A 22,335-nucleotide genomic window follows, 5' to 3' on the forward strand; every position below is an offset into this window, starting at 1 on the left:
TGTATATTTGAGTAGTATAAAATTTGTTATAATCCCTATCCACTATTGCAGTTTAATCTTGGTCATTTGATGCTTGATTTTATTTATTTAGGATCTCTCTAAAAAGCACTACTATTAGTAAGAATGTGTTGTACTATCATTTAATTTCATCGACTGAAGTGGCAATTGCCATCAAGATTAAATCACAGTAATGAGCAAACTCAATTATTACCAATATCAAAGTTACACCGTTGGAATTAACTGCAAGTGCAATTAATGGAGTGCATTATAGAATGTTAATAATTTGTAATGAAAAAAGTTAAAGCAACAATACAACAACAAGGCGTTTGGTTTCAGAGCAATAAACTATCATCGTCTGTTTTCTATAACCAAATTACTTCATACAAATTTTCAGGTAATTTAAATCTTCAAGTTTTTGAAGATACTCTGAAAAGTATAGTTGAAAACAATGAAATTCTGAGAACAAATTTTGTTTTAGAAGGGAATGAATTAAATCAATTGATACATGCTGATTTTGATATATCAACATACATTGAAGTTGTTGATTTAAAGGTTTTAGAACCTTATAGTGAAAGAGTAAATAAAGCCAAGGAAATTGAACTCGAAACATCAAAATACTCATTTGATCTAGAAAATGATAGGCTGTTAAAGGTTAAAATATTGTTATTAAAGGAAAACGAATTTGTAATAATATTTCAAAGAAATCATATCATTTTTGATGTTCAGTCATTTGTGATTTTTCTTGAAAGATTTGTTTTTATCTATAATAATAGTATTCAAAAGATCACTAAGAACCTCACACCATTAAACCAATATAAATCATACGCAAAAGAACAAGAAATTTATAGGAAGTCTTATGAATTTTATACATCATTTAATTTTTGGAAAGAAAATCTTAAGGGTTATCAGGATCAAATTACTCAAAGTATATCCTATAATGTTAGTGAAGGTGATTTTGAGATTGAATCAGTGCATATGGATCTGCCTGAAAAAATCACTCATAAAATTTCTACCTATGCTCTGAAAAAGAGAGTGCTTAAAAGTGCCATATATAATTTAGCTTTCAATGTTTTACTCAATAAATATTTTGGAATAGATGACATTGTAATTGGGAATGTTTTTGGAAATAGACGTATTAATGGAAAAGACTTTTCTAAATCACTTGGGCTCTATGCTAATATTCTTTTATTTAGAAATCGTCTTGATGAAAAACAACTTTTATCAGATGAATTAGTAAAGATAAATTCAAACCTTTTAGATGTGTACTCACATGGTTCTATAAACAATGAAGATATTCAAAGAGAACTTCATTTAACCGGACCAGTGGTGAGATTTTCTCTGAATATGTTTAAAGAGCCGAATACTGATCTTGGCCTAGAGGGCTTAAATTCAGAATATTGGGAAGAAATAGAAAGTAGCCTTAATCATTTTTCTCAATTTGATCTTTCGTTTAATTTTCATGAGAAAAAGGATAAAACCCAGATCCGTGCACTCTATAAAAAGAGCATATTTACAAAAGCGCAAGCCATTCAGTTGCAGAAAAGCTTTATTCAGTTAATAGATATCATTTTAAACGATTCAGAACAACATATTTCTGGCATTAGTCTTTTACTAGAGAAAGAGCAAAACAGGATCCTAGAGCAGTTTAATCAAACTGAAAAGAAGTTAGATCCGATTGCTCCCATTTCTGTTCAAATAGAACATGTTGCACTGAAGTATCCAAATAAGATTGCGCTTTCAACTGCAACACAACAAATTTCATATCTAACATTAAATAATTTTTCTAATAAAATTGCTCATGTATTAAGAAAAAATGAAGTTGGCCTAAATTCTCTTGTTGGAATTTTTATGGAGAGAATACCAGAAATGATTTATAGTGTTCTAGGGGTATTAAAATCTGGAGGTGCTTACACACCTATTGAAATAAATCAACCTGAAGCGCGCATAGAGAAATTATTACAACTTTCAGGAGTAAACCATTTAATAGTAAGTATTCGTCAGCTCAATACGTATTATGAACTCATAAAGCGTAATAGACATATAACTCATATTTATTGCATCAATGACGATGATAGTCAAGTAGAATTAAGCCAAAAACAGCATATTATATATAGAGGTATTTTTAACGAGCAATCAGTAGATAATCTTAATGTAGACATTTCACTTGACTCAATTGCATACGTGATGTACACTTCAGGTTCCACAGGGGTACCAAAAGGCGTTGTTATTAATCAGGAAACTGTTATAAATGTACTTCAAGGTGTTAATAATAGATTTAACGTAAGTGCAAATGAAAAACTACTTTTTGTTACCTCATTAGGCTTTGATCTATCTGTTTACGATATTTTTGGCACACTTTGTTCTGGTAGCGAAATAAGAATAGCTTCAGATGATGAAAATATAGAGCCCGAAATGTTATGTGATATAATCATTAATGAAGGAATTACAATATGGAACTCTGCTCCTCCTGTATTACAGCGTTTAATTCCGTTTATCAAATCAAATAAATACGAACTATCCGACTCTAATCTAAGGCTTGTAATGCTCAGCGGTGATTGGATACCATTGCAGATGCCTAAAATATTAAAAATGGAATCACCAGGAATAGAAGTGGTTTCTTTAGGTGGAGCTACCGAAAATACCATTTGGTCACATTATTATGTAATTGATAGCATTGATGAAAGCTGGAAAAGCATTCCGTACGGAAAGCCTCTACAAAATGTAAAATGTTATGTTTTGGATAAGAATTTAAAAGTATGTCCAATAGGAGTTCAAGGTGATTTGTATATAGGAGGAAATTGTTTGGCGTTAGGTTATTTTAACGATCCAGTGATTACTTCTCAAAGATTTATTCCAAATCCTTTTATTCCAAACGAAATAATATATAATACTGGCGATCAAGCAAGATGGTTTAATGATGGAAATTTAGAGTTCTTAGGTAGAAATGATAACCAAGTAAAAATACGCGGACATAGGATAGAGTTAGGAGAAATTAAAAATCAACTAATTAGTCACCCAAAAATAAAAGATGTCGTTATTAAAGATTTTGGTGAAAGACTAGATAAATATATTAACGGATATTATATTGCTGAAGAGCAAGTTGGTCAGGAAGAACTCATTCAATATTTGGCCTCTCGTTTACCTTCTTATATGATACCTAGTTATCTAATTCCAATAACTTCAATACCGCTAACTGTTAATGGTAAAATTGATTATAAATCTCTTCCCGAACCCAATGAGAATGATGTAAAAACTGGTAAGCCTATCAGCCCATTAGAGCAGCAAATTTCAACATTATTTAACGATGTTTTAGGAAAGAAAGATCTTTCAGTCAATAGCGACTTTTTTGCGTTCGGAGGTCATTCATTAAAAGCGGCCGATCTTTTAGTAAAAATCAATGATACCTTTCAGGTAGGGCTGAAAATAAGAGATATTTTCAGTACCCCTACGATTCGTGGTTTAAGCAGTCTTGTGGATCAGGCTTCTAAAAGTAAGATAAGTAAGATCCCAAAGGCGCAACAAAAACCTTTTTATCATGTAACGCCTTCTCAGAAAAGACTTTACATGCTTTGTCAATTTGATAATATTGGTTTAACATATAATATTCCACAAACAATTCTAATACAAGGCGACCTCAATTTAGATCGTCTTGAAACATCGGTAAGAAAGTTAGTTGAAAGGCATGAACCACTTCGCACATCGTTTAGAATTGTAGATAATACTCCAGTTCAGAAGATTTATGATCGCATCGAATTTGAAATTGAATATGAAAAAATTGATGATAGTGAACTGGAAGAACATATTAACGCATCTATAAAGAAATTTGACCTTTCAAAACCGGGTCTGTTTAGGATAAAAGTATTTAAGCTGAATGAACATAAAACTGTATTGTTTTTCGATTTTCATCATATCATAATGGATGGTGTTTCTTTAGTTATTTTTTATAAAGAACTGAACGCATTATATACAGGGCATAACTTAGATGATTTTGAGATTCAAAGTAAAGATTTCAGTGAATGGAAGCACGATCAAGTTGGGCAGAATAGGGGTATAAATCAAAGGCAATACTGGCAAGAAAGATTTTCAGATACTATAGAAACTCTCAATTTACCTCTTGATCATCCACGACCAGCAATTTATAATTTTGAAGGCACCAGTTTTTCATTCGAGCTTGAGGGCGAATTATACGATCGTATCAAAGAATATACTGCAAAAAATAGCGTAACACTATTTACTTTTCTTTTAGGAGCTTTTGGAATTTTACTTTCAAAATATAGTAGATCATCAGATATTATTATTGGAACGGTAAATGCCAACAGGAATCATAAAGATATTATGAATTCACTCGGTTTGTTTATGAACATATTACCGCTCCGAATTTTTCCTGAACATGATAAAAAAATCAGCGATTTTTTCACCGAATTAAAGAAAGATATTCTACAAGCTTTTGAAAATCAAGATTACAATTTGGAGGACATCATTAATCATCTCAACATTCAACATGATATGAGTCGCAATGCACTTTTTGATGTTTTGTTCGTGCTTCAAAATACAGAATCGCTCGATGAGGATTTTCTAGACAAGCAAGCTACAAAATTGAATTTTGAAGGACAATATTCTAGGTATGATATTACGCTTGTATCAGAGGAACAGGAGGATGAAAATAGGTTAAAATTCTATTTTGAATACAATACCAACTTATTTAGTTTAACAACTATACAGCAAATGAGTGATCTGTATATAAAAGTATTAGATCAGTGTGCCAAAATATCTAACTCATCCATTGGGAACATTGAACTTTTAGATAATAAGGAGAAAAAGAGCTTAATAAATAGCTTAAATAGTCCAAAGGTAGAATACCCTCATCAAAGTCTAATTCATACAGTCTTTGAAGAAACAGTTATAAAAAATCCTGATCAAATAGCGATATATTCTAACACCGGCAATATTTCTTATGAGGAACTCAACAAAAAATCAAATCAATTAGCTAGGTATCTCTTAACTTTTCAATTGCCAAACGAGTCAATCATTGCTCTAAAAATGGATCGTTCTATAGATATGATTGTCACTATTTTGGGTATTTTAAAAGCAGGTTATGCATATTTACCGATTGGAGTGGACTATCCTTTGAAACGTATCAGGGCAGTAATAGAAAAAAGTCAGACAAAGCTATTAATAACTTACGATAAGCAGCTAACCGATACCCAGATTGCATGTATTACCTTTAATGACATCAAATTCAATACATATTCAGGAGAAAATTTAGATTTACCTATTTCTCCCAATAATTTGGCTTATACTATTTTTACATCTGGTTCAACGGGTACCCCAAAAGGTGTTATGGTAGAACACACCTCTGTTATCAACAGAATTCATTGGATGCAACGTAAATATCCAATAGATCACAATGATGTGATTCTTCAGAAGACAACATACACGTTTGATGTTTCCGTATGGGAGTTATTTTGGTGGATGTTAAGTGGAAGTTCATTGGCACTATTGAATATGGGAGAAGAAAAAAATCCTGCTGTTATAGCAAAAACGATTGATAAGTATTCCATAAGTGTATTGCATTTTGTTCCGTCAATGCTTCAGGTGTTTTTAAAATATCTCGAAGATTACATTAGCATACACGAGCTAAAAAGTCTTAAGTATATTTTTGCCAGTGGTGAAGAATTGAAAATAAACCACGTGCATAGTATTCAAAATCTCTTTAAGGGTAATAGCAATACAAACTTGATCAATCTATATGGTCCAACAGAAGCCACAGTTGATGTTTCATATTTTGATTGTCCTCAACAAAAGCAACTTAAGAAAGTCCCTATAGGTAAGCCAATTGACAATATCGAGTTGTATATCATGGATGATGATTGTGAAATACTGCCTGTAGGTGTGCCAGGTGAATTAGGAATTTCGGGTATTGGATTAGCACGTGGGTATATCAATGATGAATATCTTACACAAGAGAAATTTGTTGAAAACCCTTATAAAGAAGGAGAGAGAATCTACAAAACAGGTGATCTTGCTCGTTGGCTACCAGATGGAAATATAGAATTTTTAGGTAGGCTGAATAATGATTCCCAAGTGAAAATTCGTGGTTTTCGTATTGAACTTGGTGAAGTAGAAAGTCATCTTCTAGATTTAGATTTTATTAGTAATACTGTAGTTGCATCAGTGGGCACTGACGGTCTTTCTAAACAACTAGTTGCATACCTGGTTTTAGATCAGAAAATTTTGGCCGAGTTAAAATCTGATGACAAGATTATTCAAGAAGCTCAAAAACTGGGTATTCAATTAAAAAAATATCCAAATGGAATGAGACTTTTCTATGTCAATAAAACCGAAACTGATTTTATGTATCAGGAAATTGTTGAGAACAACGAGTATTTAAAGCATAATATCACGTTACCTCCTCAAGCTTGCGTAATAGATATTGGAGCGAACATAGGAATGTTTACTCGCTATATAAATCATCTCTATCCTAGCGCAGAAATTTATTCATTTGAACCGATCAAGCCTGTTTTTGAGGTTTTGGAGTATAATGCGAGATTGACAAATAATAATAAGATTAAACCCTTTAATGTAGGGATTGGAGATGAAGAAAAAGTAGTGTCTTTCACCTATTATCCAAAAAACACCATCTTGTCGTCAAGTTTTGGTAATATCGAAGAGGAAACACATGTTGTACAAACTTTTATAACTAATAGTGATACCCACGGATTATCTGAAGAACAAATAAAAAATTTAGTGCAAAACGAATTAGTTAGTGAGCAGCTAGATTGCAATATCAAAACGCTATCTCATATTATAAAAGACAATAATATAGATCACATTCACCTTGTTAAAATTGATGTGGAAAAAGGTGAATTTGAAGTTATAAATGGGATTGATGAAGACCATTGGAGTAAAATAGATCAATTAATCATTGAAATTCACGATGTTGAAAATCGTTTGAATAAAATTACTAAATTATTAAAAGATAAAAATTTCAGTATAGTTGTAGAACAAGTAAAGGAATTAGAAGGAACTAATTTGTACAATATGTACGCAACTAAAGTAGGCTTAGACTACGTCAAAGATAAGGTTGAATACAAGCCTACAAGCAAAATACAAGATATAGCTGATGTGAAAGAATCAGCATTGAAGCACTTAAATCTAAGTTTACCAGAATATATGCATCCTCAGCATTTTGTTATTCTAGATGAACTACCTATTCTGTCAAATGGGAAAATAGACCGGAAGAATTTACCTGATCCAGTAATGGAGAAAACAGAATTTTTCCCACCAAGAAATGAAACAGACACTAAACTTGTACACATATGGAAAGATTCACTAGGTGTAAAAGAAAGAGATTTAAGTATAAAGCTAGATTATTTTAAAATAGGAGGTAATTCTTTAAGTGCAACTTTAATGTTGTTGGTTGTTGCCCAGGAGTTTGAAGTGTCAGTTTCTTTAATTGAATTTTATAAATCTCCAAGTCTTGAATCGTTATCCGATTTTATTGCATCAAAAATCAACAACAAAAATTTGGAAGATTCTGAATTCAAAACTATTGAATTATGAGCGGTATAGGTGACTTTATTTTCAATTTAGAGAAAGAAGATATATTCTTAGTACTAAACAACGACAAGCTGAATATTAAGGCAAAAGATGGTGTACTAACCGAAGCTCTTATTGAAGACATAAAATTACGAAAGGAAGACATTATTCAATACCTTAAGAGCAATAAGCCTTTAGGTATCGATGATAAAGTCGAGGAGTCTGAATTTTATCCAACCTCATTTGCACAAAAGCAAATGTATGCTATTAATCAATTCTCATCGATTGGAACAACATATAATCTTTATCAAGCGATACGATATACTGGCAAGATTTCTCGGAATGAATTAGAGCTGTATTTTCAAGAGATTGTTAATAAGCACGAAGCTTTAAGAACCACTTTTCATATTGTGGATGAGGTATTGATGCAAAAGATCCACACCAATATTAATTTTGAGATTCTTGAGGAAAACATTCAGAAAGATGAGCTGGAATTCAGACTTTTAAATTCAATTATTGAGTTTGATCTTAAAATGGGTCCTCTTTTTAGATTATTCCTTTTTCATGTATCCGAAAACGAAAGTGTAATATTAATTGATATGCACCATATAATATCAGATGGTGTATCAATGTCTATTATCAAGGATGATCTTATAAAATTAGTGTCTGGAAAAAAACTAGAGGGAACACAAATTTTATATAAGGATTTTTGCAATTGGCAGCAAAAAAAGATCGAGGTAGACTCTTTCTACAAGGAAAAGAATTTTTGGAGAGAACAGTTAGCAGGTGAATTACCCGAATTGGAGTTGCCTTATGATTTTAATGACATACAAACAGATAATTTTGAAGGTAACGTTTATACGTTTCATTTAGATTATGAACTCAGTAAAAGGGTAAACAAATATTGCGAAGAAAGCAGGTTGTCTCAAAACATGTTTTTAATGGCCTGCTATAATATACTATTGTCAAAAGTAGGAGATGCAGATGATCTAATTATTGGAACAGTTACTAGTGGTAGAAATAATCCATTGCTTTCACAAATTGTTGGCTTATTTGTTAACATATTACCTTTTAGGAGTTTTCCGAAAGGAGATAAGCCATTACGACAATTTTTTGAAGAAACCAGAGATACTTTCTTACAAGTTTTAGAGCATGATTCATTTCCGGTGAATACATTAATGCCTGAACTCAACTCCCAAAGTAACCATTACAAACATCAACTTTTCAGTACAGTTTTTCTTTATCAGATAACAGATTCTGATAAAATTGAAAGTGACACTGTTACTTTTGATAATATTTCATTTTCTGTTAATACCGCCAAAAATGATATCACTGTAGCAGCTTTCGAAAAAAATGATCAAATAGGATTTAGACTTGAATACAAAACAAAGCTCTTCACGCATCAGACTATCGAAAGATTTGGAAACTATTTTCTAAACATTATTAAAACGGCTATTCAAGAATCTGATCTTAAAATTGCCGATATAAATTTGTTGTCCTTTGAGGAGCAAAGAGGCGTGAATTCTATTTTAGATAAATTAGATGTTTCTTATCCAGACCATAAAACTATTTGCGACCTGTTCGAAAGTCAGGTGCGTAGAACGCTAGACAAAATTGCTGTTGATTTCGAGACTGGTCAAATTTCATATAACGATTTAGACAAAGCATCAAATAAATTATCCAATTTTTTAATTTCAAAGGGTGTACAGCGCGGAACAATTATAGCATTAATTCTAGGACGTGATATAAAAGCGATAACAACTATTCTTGCTATCATAAAAGCTGGAGGAGTATACCTTCCAATTGATATTAACAGTTCACCAGAACGAATAAATTATATTTTGAATGATTCATCTGCAAACATAATTGTTTCAGATACAAAAAACTATAATTCTATTTTCGGCGAACAGAAAACAGCCTTATTAAATACTAAAGTACAAACGATTGTTGATCTGGATGAGTATGAAAGAGACATTCAAATGAAATCAGACTCTCCTACAGGAGTTGAAGTTCTTCCTACAGATCTTGCTTATATCATTTATACATCAGGGACAACAGGTAAACCAAAAGGGACATTAATTGAACATGAAAATGTAGTAAGACTTTTGTTCAACGATAAAGTTCTATTCGACTTTAATAACACCGATGTTTGGACCCTTTTTCATGCCTTCAATTTCGATTTTTCAGTTTGGGAGATGTATGGCGCACTCTTGACAGGAGGAACACTAATATTAGTAGCAGAGAATACTGTAAAAGATACAGATGCTTTTTTAAGACTATTAAAAGACAAAAAAGTTACAGTTTTAAATCAAACACCTCGGGCATTTTATAGCCTAGCTGAAAAAGAAATTGAGTTTAAAAATAATGATTTAAGTATACGCTATATCATTTTTGGTGGAGAACGATTAATGCCGAAAAAACTCAAAGCTTTTAAAGATAAATACGGTAAAACAAAACTGATAAACATGTACGGGATAACCGAAACAACCGTCCATGTCACTTTTAAGGAGATTACTCCGCTAGATATAGATAGTAATGAGAGTAATATTGGAAGAATGCTTCCTACACTTAAAGGGTATATTGTGAATAAAGATAATAACCTAGTGCCTCAAGGTGTAGTTGGAGAGCTATTGGTTGCAGGTAAAGGTATTGCCAGAGGATATTTGAATAATCCTGAATTAACAGCCGAGAAATTTTCAACACAACCGTTTGGTGAAAAACTTTACCATTCAGGTGATTTAGTTAAACTGAATTCTTCTGGGGATCTGATTTATGTTGGACGTAACGATAAACAGTTAAAAATCAGGGGTTACCGTGTGGAGCCTAAAGAAATAGAAGAAAGCTTGCTTAATTTTGATGGTGTGACAAATGTGATTGTTTGTTTGCAAAACACGTTATCAGATGTAAAGGAAGAGCACTCAGATGAACAATCATTGTGTGCCTATTTTACTGCAAAGAAAGACATTTCCAGTCATAGTCTCTATAACTATTTAAAGCTGAAACTTCCAAGTTATTATATACCCTCATATTTTATTCAGATGGAAGAGATACCGGTAACTGCTAACGGTAAAACAGACTTCAGGAATCTTCCATTACCAGGCGATTCACGTAGTAATAATATCAGCGATACAAATGATAAAGTAAAATTGAAAATCGTTGAATTATTTAATAAGCTCATACATACTAATAATTTTGATCTGGATCATAGCTTTTTCAGTATAGGTGGAGATTCAATAAAGGTGATAAGGCTCTCCGCCATGTTAGAAAAAGAGTTCAATATAAAATTTTCAATTTCAGATCTTTATGTCAATGATACGGTAAATAGAATTTCGCAATTTATTTCGAGTTCTGATGAGCATCACAATGAAGAGTATTTCAAAGCTGCTCAAGATTATATGTCTAAGTTGAAAAATGAAATTTCACTGGAAATTGATACAACAGATGTACAGGACATATATCCAATGAGCGATATTGAAGCAGGAATGAGCTACCATTATTTGAGATATAATGATCAAAACGTTTATCATGACTGTTTTGGGTTTTCGATGAAATTTTCAAACTTCAAGAGCACATTGTTTCAAAAAGCATGTCGTATGTTATTTGAGAAACATGATATTTTCAGATCTGTATTTCATCTGGACAAGTTTCATATACCGCTAAAAATCGTTTATAATAAGGTTAAACTGGATTATGTACATCAAGATATTTCAGCCCATAACCTTGATGAACAGCAAGAAGTTATTTCATCAGCAATTAAAGTTGATTTAGATAATCCTTTCCAAATACAAGATTATCCATTAATCCGATTTCTTACTTATAAATTAAATGAAAAAAGTATTTATTTGTTTTTTTCTGTACACCATGGCATATTAGATGGTTGGAGTGTGAATTCCTTTTTGGTTGAGTTATTCAATCTTTATAACAAACTTTGTAAAGATGTAAACGAAGTGCCAAAACCTATTAAGAGTAACTATAAAGATGCGGTACTTCACGAAATTATTGAAAAGAACAAAGAGTCAAATCAAATTTTTTGGAAAGACTACTTAAAAGATCATCAAAGATTAATTCTGGAAAAGAATGATGTAGATAAGTCTAATGAGTATATGCCCATTTATAAATATGAATGTGATAAAGCACTTTTAGTTGAACTCAAAAAGTACAGTCAGACCAACAGCATATCATTAAAGAATATTTTGTTTTCAGCATTTGCATATGCTATGGGTGTTCTACATAATCAAAAAGAATTTACATTGGGGGTTGTAACCAATTTTAGACCACCTGTAGAAGATGGGGATGCAATTCTTGGTTGTTTTTTAAACACAGTACCAGTTAAAGTTAACCTGAATGATTGTGAACAAAGTTGGAATGATTACGTTTTAGATCTCAATGATAACCTTAATCGAATTAAACAATTTGAGAGGATTTCGTTATTTGAGATATCAAAGCAAGTCACTGAAAATGCCAGTGATAAAAATCCATTTTTCGATGTATTATTCAACTACCTTGACTTTCACATTAACGATAATCTTGAAACAGATTATAATGATCTATTCGATCATCAGGAAGTACAGGTAGATAAATACACAAACACTAATACTTTTCTGGACTTTGAAGTAAATGTGACAAACAACGAACTGGTGTTAATACCAAAATATAATCGTCAGTATTTTAGTAAAGATAAAGTTGCTAAAGTATGTACTTATTTTGTTCAGATACTGAATGAACTCGTAAGAAACGCCAACGACCTTATAAATACAAATAAAGTTATACCAAGTGATGAGCGACATCTGGTTCAAAGTCAATTCGTGGGTATTGAGCGATCTGTACCTGAGTTTACCAACATATTAACCCCATTTGAAAAATCAACTGAACAATATCCTGATAATTGCGCTATAGCATTAGAAAATCATAAGATAAGCTATAAAGAATTAAATACTAGTGCTAACCAATTGGCACATGTTCTAAAGACATTAGGTGAGGAGGAAGATTCGCTCTTTGGAGTAATGACTGAACGTTCTCCTGAAATGATTATTAGTGTTATTTCGGTCATTAAAGCTGGGTACGCCTACGTGCCTATTGAAGCTAATCAACCAGCGGAGCGTATATCAAAAATTATCAATAATTCAGGAATTCGAAACCTTATTATCAGCTCAACATTGTTGTTAAAATTTAAGGATATATTTAATGAGGTGTCAACAATATGTAATATCATATGTGTAGATGATAAATTACCAGAAATCAATAAAATTGACATAGAGGATAAACACCTCATTTTTTATGAAGATATAAGGTCTGCACCAACAGAAAATCATAAGCTCAAGAATAAACATTTTAAAACAGCTTATGTCATTTATACCTCTGGCACCACAGGTATTCCTAAAGGGGTCGTTGTTAATCATGGTACTGTTATTAATACCTTAGATTGGGTTAATAAAACATATGAAGTAAATTCTTCAGATAAAGTGTTGTTTGTCAACTCATTGGCTTTTGATTTATCTGTTTATGATATTTTCGGAATTTTATGGGCTGGAGGGTGCATTCGTTTAGCTGAAAAAAAAGAAAATAGTGATCCAGATAAATTGATTGATATTTTGTTACATAGCGGTATCACTATTTGGAACTCAGCACCTGCATCTTTGCAACGATTAGTTTCAGGTATTGAAAATATTGATAGTGGATTTGAACATTCTGATTTACGGTTAGTTATGCTTAGTGGAGATTGGATTCCTTTAAGTTTAGCGCCTGTTATACAACATAAATTTTCAGGAGCTAAAATTGTGTCGTTAGGAGGAGCGACAGAAGCTTCAATTTGGTCCAATTATTTCAATATTAATGAGATAGATAGTCAATGGAAAAGTATTCCGTATGGAAAACCAATCCAAAATTCTAAATATTATATCCTGGATAACAACTTGAAACTTTGTCCTATTGGAACTGTAGGAGATTTATATATTGGAGGAGATTGCCTTGCTGTCGGATATTTGAATGCGCCAGAATTAACCAACCAAAAATTTATTCAGAATCCATATGCTGAAGGAGAGATTATTTATAAAACTGGAGATCTTGCACGTTGGTTCAATGATGGTAATATTGAATTTCTTGGTAGGAATGATAGCCAGGTTAAAATAAGAGGCTATAGAATTGAATTGGGCGAAATTGAAAATCAGTTAATCGGTATTGAAGACATTAGGCACTGTGTTGTTACCATGTATAAAGAAAATGGTGAACAAAACTTATGTGCTTATTACATTTCAGACACTATCATTGATATTGAGTTAATTAAAAATTGTCTCAAAGAAAAGTTGCCCGATTATATGGTTCCTTTGTATTATATTAAAGTCGATGCTTTCCAAATGACATCAAATGGCAAGCTAGACCGAAAAAAACTACCAAAACCAGGTATAGAAGCCTTACAAAAAAAGCAATATATTGCTCCAGAATCTGAAGTTGAAAAGCATTTGTGTAAAGTTTATGAAGATTTTTTTAATTTAGAAAGAATTAGCATAATCGATGATTTCTATGATATTGGAGGAGATTCACTCAAGGCAATCAATATTCTATCAATCATACAAAAAGAGCTTAAAATAAAAATTGAACTTAAGGACTTTTTTGAAGCACCTACCATAAAAGAATTGGCACTTCAAATTGAAAATAAAATGTATTTTTCCCAAAGGCCTACTAATACAAATGATTCTACCATCTATATATAGAATGTCATTTGAAGCTGACAAGTAGTAACATACAATTAGACATCAATTTAATTTTTGATAATGCCCAATGAAGACGGAAAAAATTTTAATGGTGAAAATTATATCAGTTATTTTATTGCGTCCATCCATCTTATAATAACGTAGTTCTAGAACTACAAACGATCAAACTATTTAAATATAATTTTAGACTCCGGTTATATTTTTTAATCTCTATTTAGTTGCACTTATTCAATAGTATCACCCAGATATAATTTTGGATAAGTACGCTCAGTTTTTACACTTTAAAATCAATTATTATTTTATGAAAATTACTGATTTACTTAACGAAATACGTTCTGCAAAACTTTATATCGAAGTGATTGGTGATCAGTTAAAACTAGATGTTTTAGAAAATAAGCCTTCTGACGAGTTATTAACAAAAATAAGACAACATAAAGCTGAATTGATAAGCTTTCTAAAGAAGCAAAATATCATTGAGATTCTTCCTGTGGAGAAATCTGAATATTACCCTGCTTCATCAGAACAAAAAAGGTTGTTTGCACTTCAGGAATTAGATAAACAGAGTACTGTATATAATTTGTTGTTATCCTATATGCTCAAGGGTAAATTGAACATTGAACAAATTAAAAAGACGTTCAGACAACTCATAGAACGCCATGAGAGTTTTAGAACAGAATTAGTTTTAGATAATGGGGTACTATTTCAAAAAGTAAATGATGAAGTTGAGTTTAATATTGACTATTGTAGAAATAACGAACAAAGTTTTGAGCAATTTTTAAATCATTTTTCCAGACCCTTCGACTTAAGTAAAGCTCCCTTGTTAAGAGTTGGTCTTTACATGAAAACTGAATTAGAACATATTATGTTAATTGATATGCATCATTGCATTTCAGATGGTGTGTCTATGGCAATTGTAATGAAAGATTTCCGCATGTTATATGACGAGTTAGAGTTGCCAATTCAGACGATTCACTATAAAGATTACGCCGTATGGAAGCAGAAAAAAACCTCTGAAGATATTTTAAAAGATGACAAAGAATTCTGGTTGAATCAATTAGAAGGGGAAATTCCAATCCTAAATCTCCCAACTGATTACCAAAGACCTGCTATAATTGATTATAAAGGAGACACCGAGGAATTTGCATTAGATCATGATACCACAATTGATATTCATCGAATATGTAAGGAGAATAGAATAACCTTGTATTCATTCCTTTTTAGTGCATTTAAGGTGTTACTATCTAAATATAGTCGTCAGGAAGATATTGTCGTAGGTACAATCAATGCTGGACGTGATCGTGATGAATTAAAAGGAATTGTAGGAATGTTTGCCAATACGCTGGCAATTAGAAGCAATCCGTTAGATTCTAAACGCTTTATTGATTTTGCAAACGAGCTAAAGGATATATGTTTTGATGCATTTGCACATCAACATTTTCCATTCGAAGAATTAGTAGGTGAACTCAATGTTGAAAGAGATTTGGGAAGAAACCCCCTATTTGATGTTTTATTTGTTCTACAGAACATGGAGGTCGAAAAATTTGCAGTAGGAAACCTTGAGGTGGATTTCTTTCCAATGGATCAAAAATATTCAAAATTTGATATTAGCCTTAGTGCTCAAGAGAGAGATAATAAAATCACTTTCCACTTTGAATATAGTACCAACCTGTTTAGTCGCGAGACCATTCAGCGTATGGGAAGCCAGTTTTGTTATATCCTAAAAACCTTATCTAAAAATATTGACTTATTAATTAAGGACATTGATCTAACGCCTCAAGAAACACGATTAGATCAAATTAAACTATTCAATAAAAACACCTATTCTTATCCTCAAGATAAAACAGTTGTTCATTTATTGGAGGAGCAGGCTGAGAAAACACCACATCATGTTGCCGTGGTCTTTGAGAATAATAGCCTAACTTATTCTGAGTTAATCCAAAACGTTGACCATTTTGCATCATTTCTTTTATCAGAAGGCATTCAAAAAGGTGATATAGTTGGTCTCGTTGCCTCCAGATCATCCGAACTTATTGCTGCAATATTTGGAATACTGAAAGTTTCAGCTTCATACTTGCCTGTAGATCCATCTTATCCTCAGGATCGTATTGAATATGTCCTTAGGGATAGTAATGTAAAGTATATTTTATTCGATACCACCTTTGAAATGAAAGGTAGTATGCATACAAAAAAGGCGTCTTTCAATGAAGTACTTAGTTCAACGATAAATGTGCATCAAGTTAGTAATGACTTACCTAAACCATCTGATTTAGCTTACATTATTTATACTTCGGGATCAACAGGAAACCCTAAGGGTGTAATGGTTAATCATTATTCGCTTACAAATGTTCTATTTGCTTTAAACAGATTATATCCTTGTCTTGAAGACGATAGCTTTCTGTTTAAAACATCGTTCTGCTTTGATGTATCGCTTTCTGAAATATTCGGATGGCTGTTTAATGGAGGTAAACTAGTTATTCTGGAAAATGGAAGTGAGGCAATACCAGCTGAAATTGAAAAAACAATTGCCAAGCATAAGGTAACGCATATCAATTTTGTTCCATCAATGTTTAATGCCATACTTGATTCAATAGATAAAAATGACATTGGAAAGTATGATTCGGTTAAATATTTCATGATCGCTGGTGAAGCTTTTACACCCGAATTGGCTGAAAAGTTTAATGCTTTAGGTTTAGCGGCTAATCTGGAAAATATATATGGTCCAACTGAAGCAACTATTTACGCGAGCTACTATTCTTTAAAAAACTGGAATCCAAAAACCAGAATACCAATTGGAAAACCTATAGATAATACTCAGCTTTACGTTTTGGATGACAATTTGAAACTTCAAACCGTTGGTATTTTGGGTGAACTATACATTGGTGGTGCAGCCTTAGCACGAGGATATATTAACTGTCAGGAATTATCTGCAGAGAAGTTTATTAGTAATCCATATAGTCCTAATCAGCTTCTATACAAGACGGGTGATTTGGTGAGATGGTTACCTTGTGGTAATATTGAATATTTTGGCAGGATAGATAGTCAGGTTAAAGTACGTGGATATAGAATAGATCTGGGTGAAATTGAGAACGCTTTCAACTCTCAGGATGCTGTAAGTGAATCTGTTGTAGTTGTTAACGAGATAAAAGGGGATAAATATATTTGTGCCTATCTGGTATTAAAACATGAGATCGATGTTCTAAAAATAAAGACCTCTGTTGCTGGCATACTACCTAGTTACATGTTGCCAGATTTTTTAATTCAAATAGATATTATTCCATTATTGATCAATGGTAAAATTGATAAAAAAGCACTCCCAGACCCTTCGGTAAAATCTCAACAACTAGATATAGATTACCGGGCTCCATCTAATTCAACCGAAAAAGAATTAGTCAAGATTTGGTCAGAAAATCTTGGGATTAACGAAGAAAGCATCAGTACCAACAGCAGCTATTTTGAAATGGGTGGTAATTCAATAAAACTCATTAGTTTATTGTCTAAAATTAATAAAGAGTTTAATACCGATGTCAATCTAAAAGACCTATATATAAATAAAAATATAAAAAGCTTAAGTGATCTTATAAGTGCTTCTGATCAACATACAGAAAATCGTTATCCGCAAATAAGTCATGTTTCTGAAGACTTACACAAACCCTTTCCACTTTCAAATATTCAGTTTTCCTACTTAGTAGGACGTAACAGTTATTTAGAATTAGGAAATGTTTCAACACATTCTTTCTGGAGACTAGATGCAGAAGCAGACCTTGATAAAGTAAACACCTGCCTTAATCTATTAATTGATAGGCATCATGCCTTACGCACGATTGTAACCGAACAAGGAGAACAGGTCATATTAGGCAAGAAAACTTATAAAATCAGTATTCAGGATGTAAGGACATTTTCAAAAAGTGAACAGGATAAAATTTCTACTGAGATAGCGAAACGTATGTCTCATCAAATTTTTGATGCTTCAAAATGGCCATTATTTGAGATTTCAGCAATTCAAGTTGGTCATTCAAATTACATATTTTTTATAAGCCTTGATACTATTGTTGCAGATGCCTATAGTATTGAATTGATCAAAGATGAGTTTAAAACCCTATACAAAAACGCAAATGCTAGTTTTGACAGATTAACCATCACTTTCAGAGATTATATTGTCGCTTTAAATGAGTTGAAAGAATCACCGTTTTATGCTAAGGACAGAGATTTTTGGTTGAACAAATTAAGTGATTTTCCAAGCGCACCATCTTTACCTCTGGAACGAAATCTTTCGGAAGTCGAAAAGCCCAACTTCAAAGCCATTAGGAAAACATTTTCAGTATATGAATCAAATTTGATCAAAGATTTTAGCAAGAGAGGGAATGTATCTTTATCAACTCTTTTGTTGACGGTTTATGCTGAAGTTTTGAGCTATTGGAGCAATCAAGCCGATCTAGGATTGAATTTGACCTTCTTTAATCGCTTACCTTTTCATGAATCTATAAACGATATTGTTGGTGATTTTACCTCTCTAATTCTTCTCGATGTAAGACTCAAGCAGGGTCAGTTATTTAATGAACGTATTACTTCAGTTCAAGAGACTTTACTTGAAGCTTTGGATCACAGGTTGTATGACGGAGTAGAATTTATAAGGGAAATTTCAAAGCAGCGAAACTTAGCCAAAAAGGCAGTAATGCCTGTTGTTTTTACCAGCGCACTTTTTGATGCCTCTCTTAACTTTGCCGAGATTGAAAATAATACATTTTCATTTGAACGTGATAGAATACATATTGATAGAGGCACACCTACCTCTCAAGTGTATTTGGATAATGTAGTAGGAGAACAAAACGGTAGAATCTTTTTAATATGGAACTATATTGAAGAATTATTTTCTGTTGAAGATATCAATAATATGTTTGATATGTATGTCGCAAAAATATATGATCTTATTGCAGAAACAACTAAATACACCGAAGAGCTTAATCAACCAGTGCATAAATTATATGAATCATATAACGACACAAATACAGAAGATCTTCAAAGAGAAACAACTATTCATGAGTTGATTTCAAAACAGTGCAAACTTACTCCAGATTTAATTGCCGTTTCGTTACATTCTCAAAAACTAACTTATGCAGAATTGGATGAGCAATCTAATAAAGTAGCTAATTACTTAGCTGAAAAAGGCGTGCAAAAAGCTGACTCTGTATGTATACTTGGAGAGAGAAAAATCGAAACCATTATAAATATCTTGGGAGTGCTGAAGTTAGGGGCAGTGTATGTTCCCTTAAATCCTGAAAATCCAGTTAACAGAAATAATAAAATACAACGTAATTGTAATGCACAATTTTTACTCGATCCTCAAACGTTCCAAAGTAAAATAGATGAGTTTTATTCTAATGAGTTTGAATTGGTAAAAGTTAATCCAGATGACACCGCATATATTATTTTTACATCTGGAAGTACTGGCACCCCTAAAGGAGTTGTAATTAGTCATACGTCAGCAGTAAACACGATTCTGGATATCAATGAACGATTTAATGTAGGGGTTAACGATCGAATTTTACAAATATCTTCCTTTAGCTTCGACCTTTCAATTTATGATATTTTTGGGAGTTTGATTAGTGGAGCTCAGTTGGTTATGTTAAACACAAATAAGAGTGTTGAAGAAATTGTTCAAACTTTAATAGAGGATAAAATTACCATTTTTAATGCTGTGCCTTCATTTTGGAAATTAGTGGTTGAAAATCTTCCAATGGGACAGATCTTAAGTCATTTACGACATGTTCTGCTAAGTGGTGATTGGATTCCTATAAATTTAGCGCGTCAAACAATCGAACAATTTCCAAATCTTTTACTTACAAGTCTTGGTGGAGCAACAGAAGGTTCTATCTGGTCAATTTATTATCCAGTAGAAAAAATCAATCCAGATTGGAAATCAATTCCTTATGGTTACCCACTGCGAAATCAACAATTTTACATTCTGAATTTTGAAAATGAAATCTGTCCTGTTGGTGTAAAGGGTATGCTATATATTGGTGGTGTGGGAGTTACCAAGGGCTACTTAAATGATCAGGATCAAACCCATAAAAGTCTATTGAATCACACAACCTATGGTTTACTATATAAAACAGGAGATTATGGTGTTATGCACCCTGAGGGATATATCGAATTTCTGGGCAGGGAAGACGATCAGGTGAAGATTAAAGGACATCGAATTGAGCTTGGTGAGATAGAAAAAAACCTAAACTCTATAGCTCAAGTTAAAGATAGTTTAGTGACTATTTACAGAGACGACAAGCGTGATGCTATAATTGCTTATATTATTGAGCAAATGGCCGAAAAAAGTTATGAAAAAGGTGTATTAACCAACTCTGTTCAGCGTTTAGAATTTAAATTGGCTCAACATGGCATAAGACAGTTTTCAGGTCATATTAGAGAAATAAATCTAACCAAAAACCTCACCTATAAGGTGGTATTAGATTTTTCTCAACCAAGATCAGGTAAGGTTAGATTAACAAATTCAATAAAATTTGACCATCTTGAATTACTGTTGGAATCCTTGCGACAGTTTGATGTTAAAGACAGTTTTCAGTTTCCAAAATATCTTTATCCATCAGCGGGAAGTTTATATCCCGTTCAGGTTTATTTATACATATCTGAAAATAGTTTAACAGATTTGGATTCCGGTTATTACTATTATAATCCTAAGGCACATAGTGTTGTATCTATCAACTCTGATACCAGCAAATCAAATACTGAAACGGATCAAATACTATTAGTAGGTAAAATTGATGCTATTCAACCAATTTATGGTTCGGCAGCCAAGAGTTTTTGCTTATTGGAAGCAGGTCATATTGCAGGCTTACTTAAAGATGTATCTCGTATTAATAACATAAGTTTATCTAAAGTTCATTGTGATAAGGACGTGCTTGGTCAGCTTGATTTGTATCAAGGCTATTTTCTTGCAAGTCATTATAGTTTGGGATATGCAAATGATCAAACTCAAGGAAAAAGTAAAGCGATTAATGAGATTTCGATTTTTAGCAGGCAATCCTATCGTAATTTTATTGCTTCTGAAATTCAGCTAGAAGAATTTGCAGCTTGTTTAGAGAAGTGTATAAAATTTAATTCAGATTGCCATAATATTGCAGTTTATGTTTACTTAAAAGAAGGCATTATTAATGGAATTGAGGAAGGATTCTACGCCTATGACAGAGAAGTGTTGGAGTTGCAAAAAACGAGTGATAAAAAATTAATAGAGCGTTTATATGACGGACAAAATAGAGACATATATAAAGGTGCTGGATTTGCAATATTTCTTGTAGCTAAAAGAATTATTGATAATAAAGATAAATCCTCCAGTTTAGATTTCGATAAAGAAGATGTTTTTGATGAAGCAGGAAGAATTGGTCAAAGTATAAATACATTTTTCCCATTAAGTAATTTAGGAGTATGTGCTATAGGGTATGTAAATACAGATTTGATTCGTGATGCTATGAATTTAAAACCAGATGATGAGGTTATTTATAGTTTTCTTGGTGGCAAGATTTCAGCAGAGCAAACACAGTATCGAGATAGTGATCAAACTCCTAAAAGATCTTCATCCCTCCTAGAAGATGTTAGAAGGAGTCTTGAGAAAAACCTTCCTGAGTATATGATTCCTAATTATATATTACCTATTGAAAAGTTTCCGCTTACGCAAAATAAAAAGATCAACCGAAAGCTCTTGCCACTACCGGATTTTGGATCTAATAATGAATTTGTAATGCCTAAAGGAACCACAGAAATAGAACTCTGTGAATTGATGAGCCCACTACTCAATACTACTGAAATTGGCGCAACTGATGACTTTTTCGAACTTGGTGGAGACTCATTAAAAGCTATGGCATTAATAGCCCGAATAAATAAGAATTTTAATGTAAACATAGACTTGAGTGATTTCTTTAGTCGCCCAACAATTAAGGAATTAGGCTTATTTATTCAGTCAATCCAGTTAATCAGTAAAGATGAATTTGAAAATACGGATAGATATCACGTCTAAATTTTCAACTGGAAACCGATCAAACCCAGTCTAAAGTTAGAATATACAATCAAGCTTAAGTTA

Annotated in this window: 3 protein-coding genes; all 3 read left to right on the forward strand. The window is 32.3% G+C overall.

The window, feature by feature from the left end; genetic code table 11:
* Positions 1-288: 288 nt before the first annotated feature.
* The 3 genes from ABD011_RS05205 to ABD011_RS05215 all read left to right on the forward strand — a co-directional run bounded on the left by ABD011_RS05205 (position 289) and on the right by ABD011_RS05215 (position 22,272).
* A complete protein-coding gene (locus ABD011_RS05205) occupies positions 289-7,563 on the forward strand; it encodes an amino acid adenylation domain-containing protein (protein ID WP_343796341.1) in 7,275 nt (2,424 codons plus the stop codon).
* On the forward strand, positions 7,560-14,249 hold the full coding sequence (locus ABD011_RS05210) for an amino acid adenylation domain-containing protein (protein ID WP_343796343.1): 6,690 nt from the start codon (positions 7,560-7,562) through the stop codon (positions 14,247-14,249). The genes ABD011_RS05205 and ABD011_RS05210 overlap by 4 nt, the downstream gene beginning before the upstream one ends.
* A gap of 301 nt (positions 14,250-14,550) precedes the next feature.
* Positions 14,551-22,272, forward strand: a complete 7,722-nt coding sequence (locus ABD011_RS05215; protein ID WP_343796345.1) for an amino acid adenylation domain-containing protein — start codon at positions 14,551-14,553, stop codon at positions 22,270-22,272.
* Positions 22,273-22,335: the final 63 nt, after the last annotated feature.

The organism is Gaetbulibacter jejuensis, assembly GCF_039524015.1.
GTDB lineage: Bacteria > Bacteroidota > Bacteroidia > Flavobacteriales > Flavobacteriaceae > Gaetbulibacter_B > Gaetbulibacter_B jejuensis.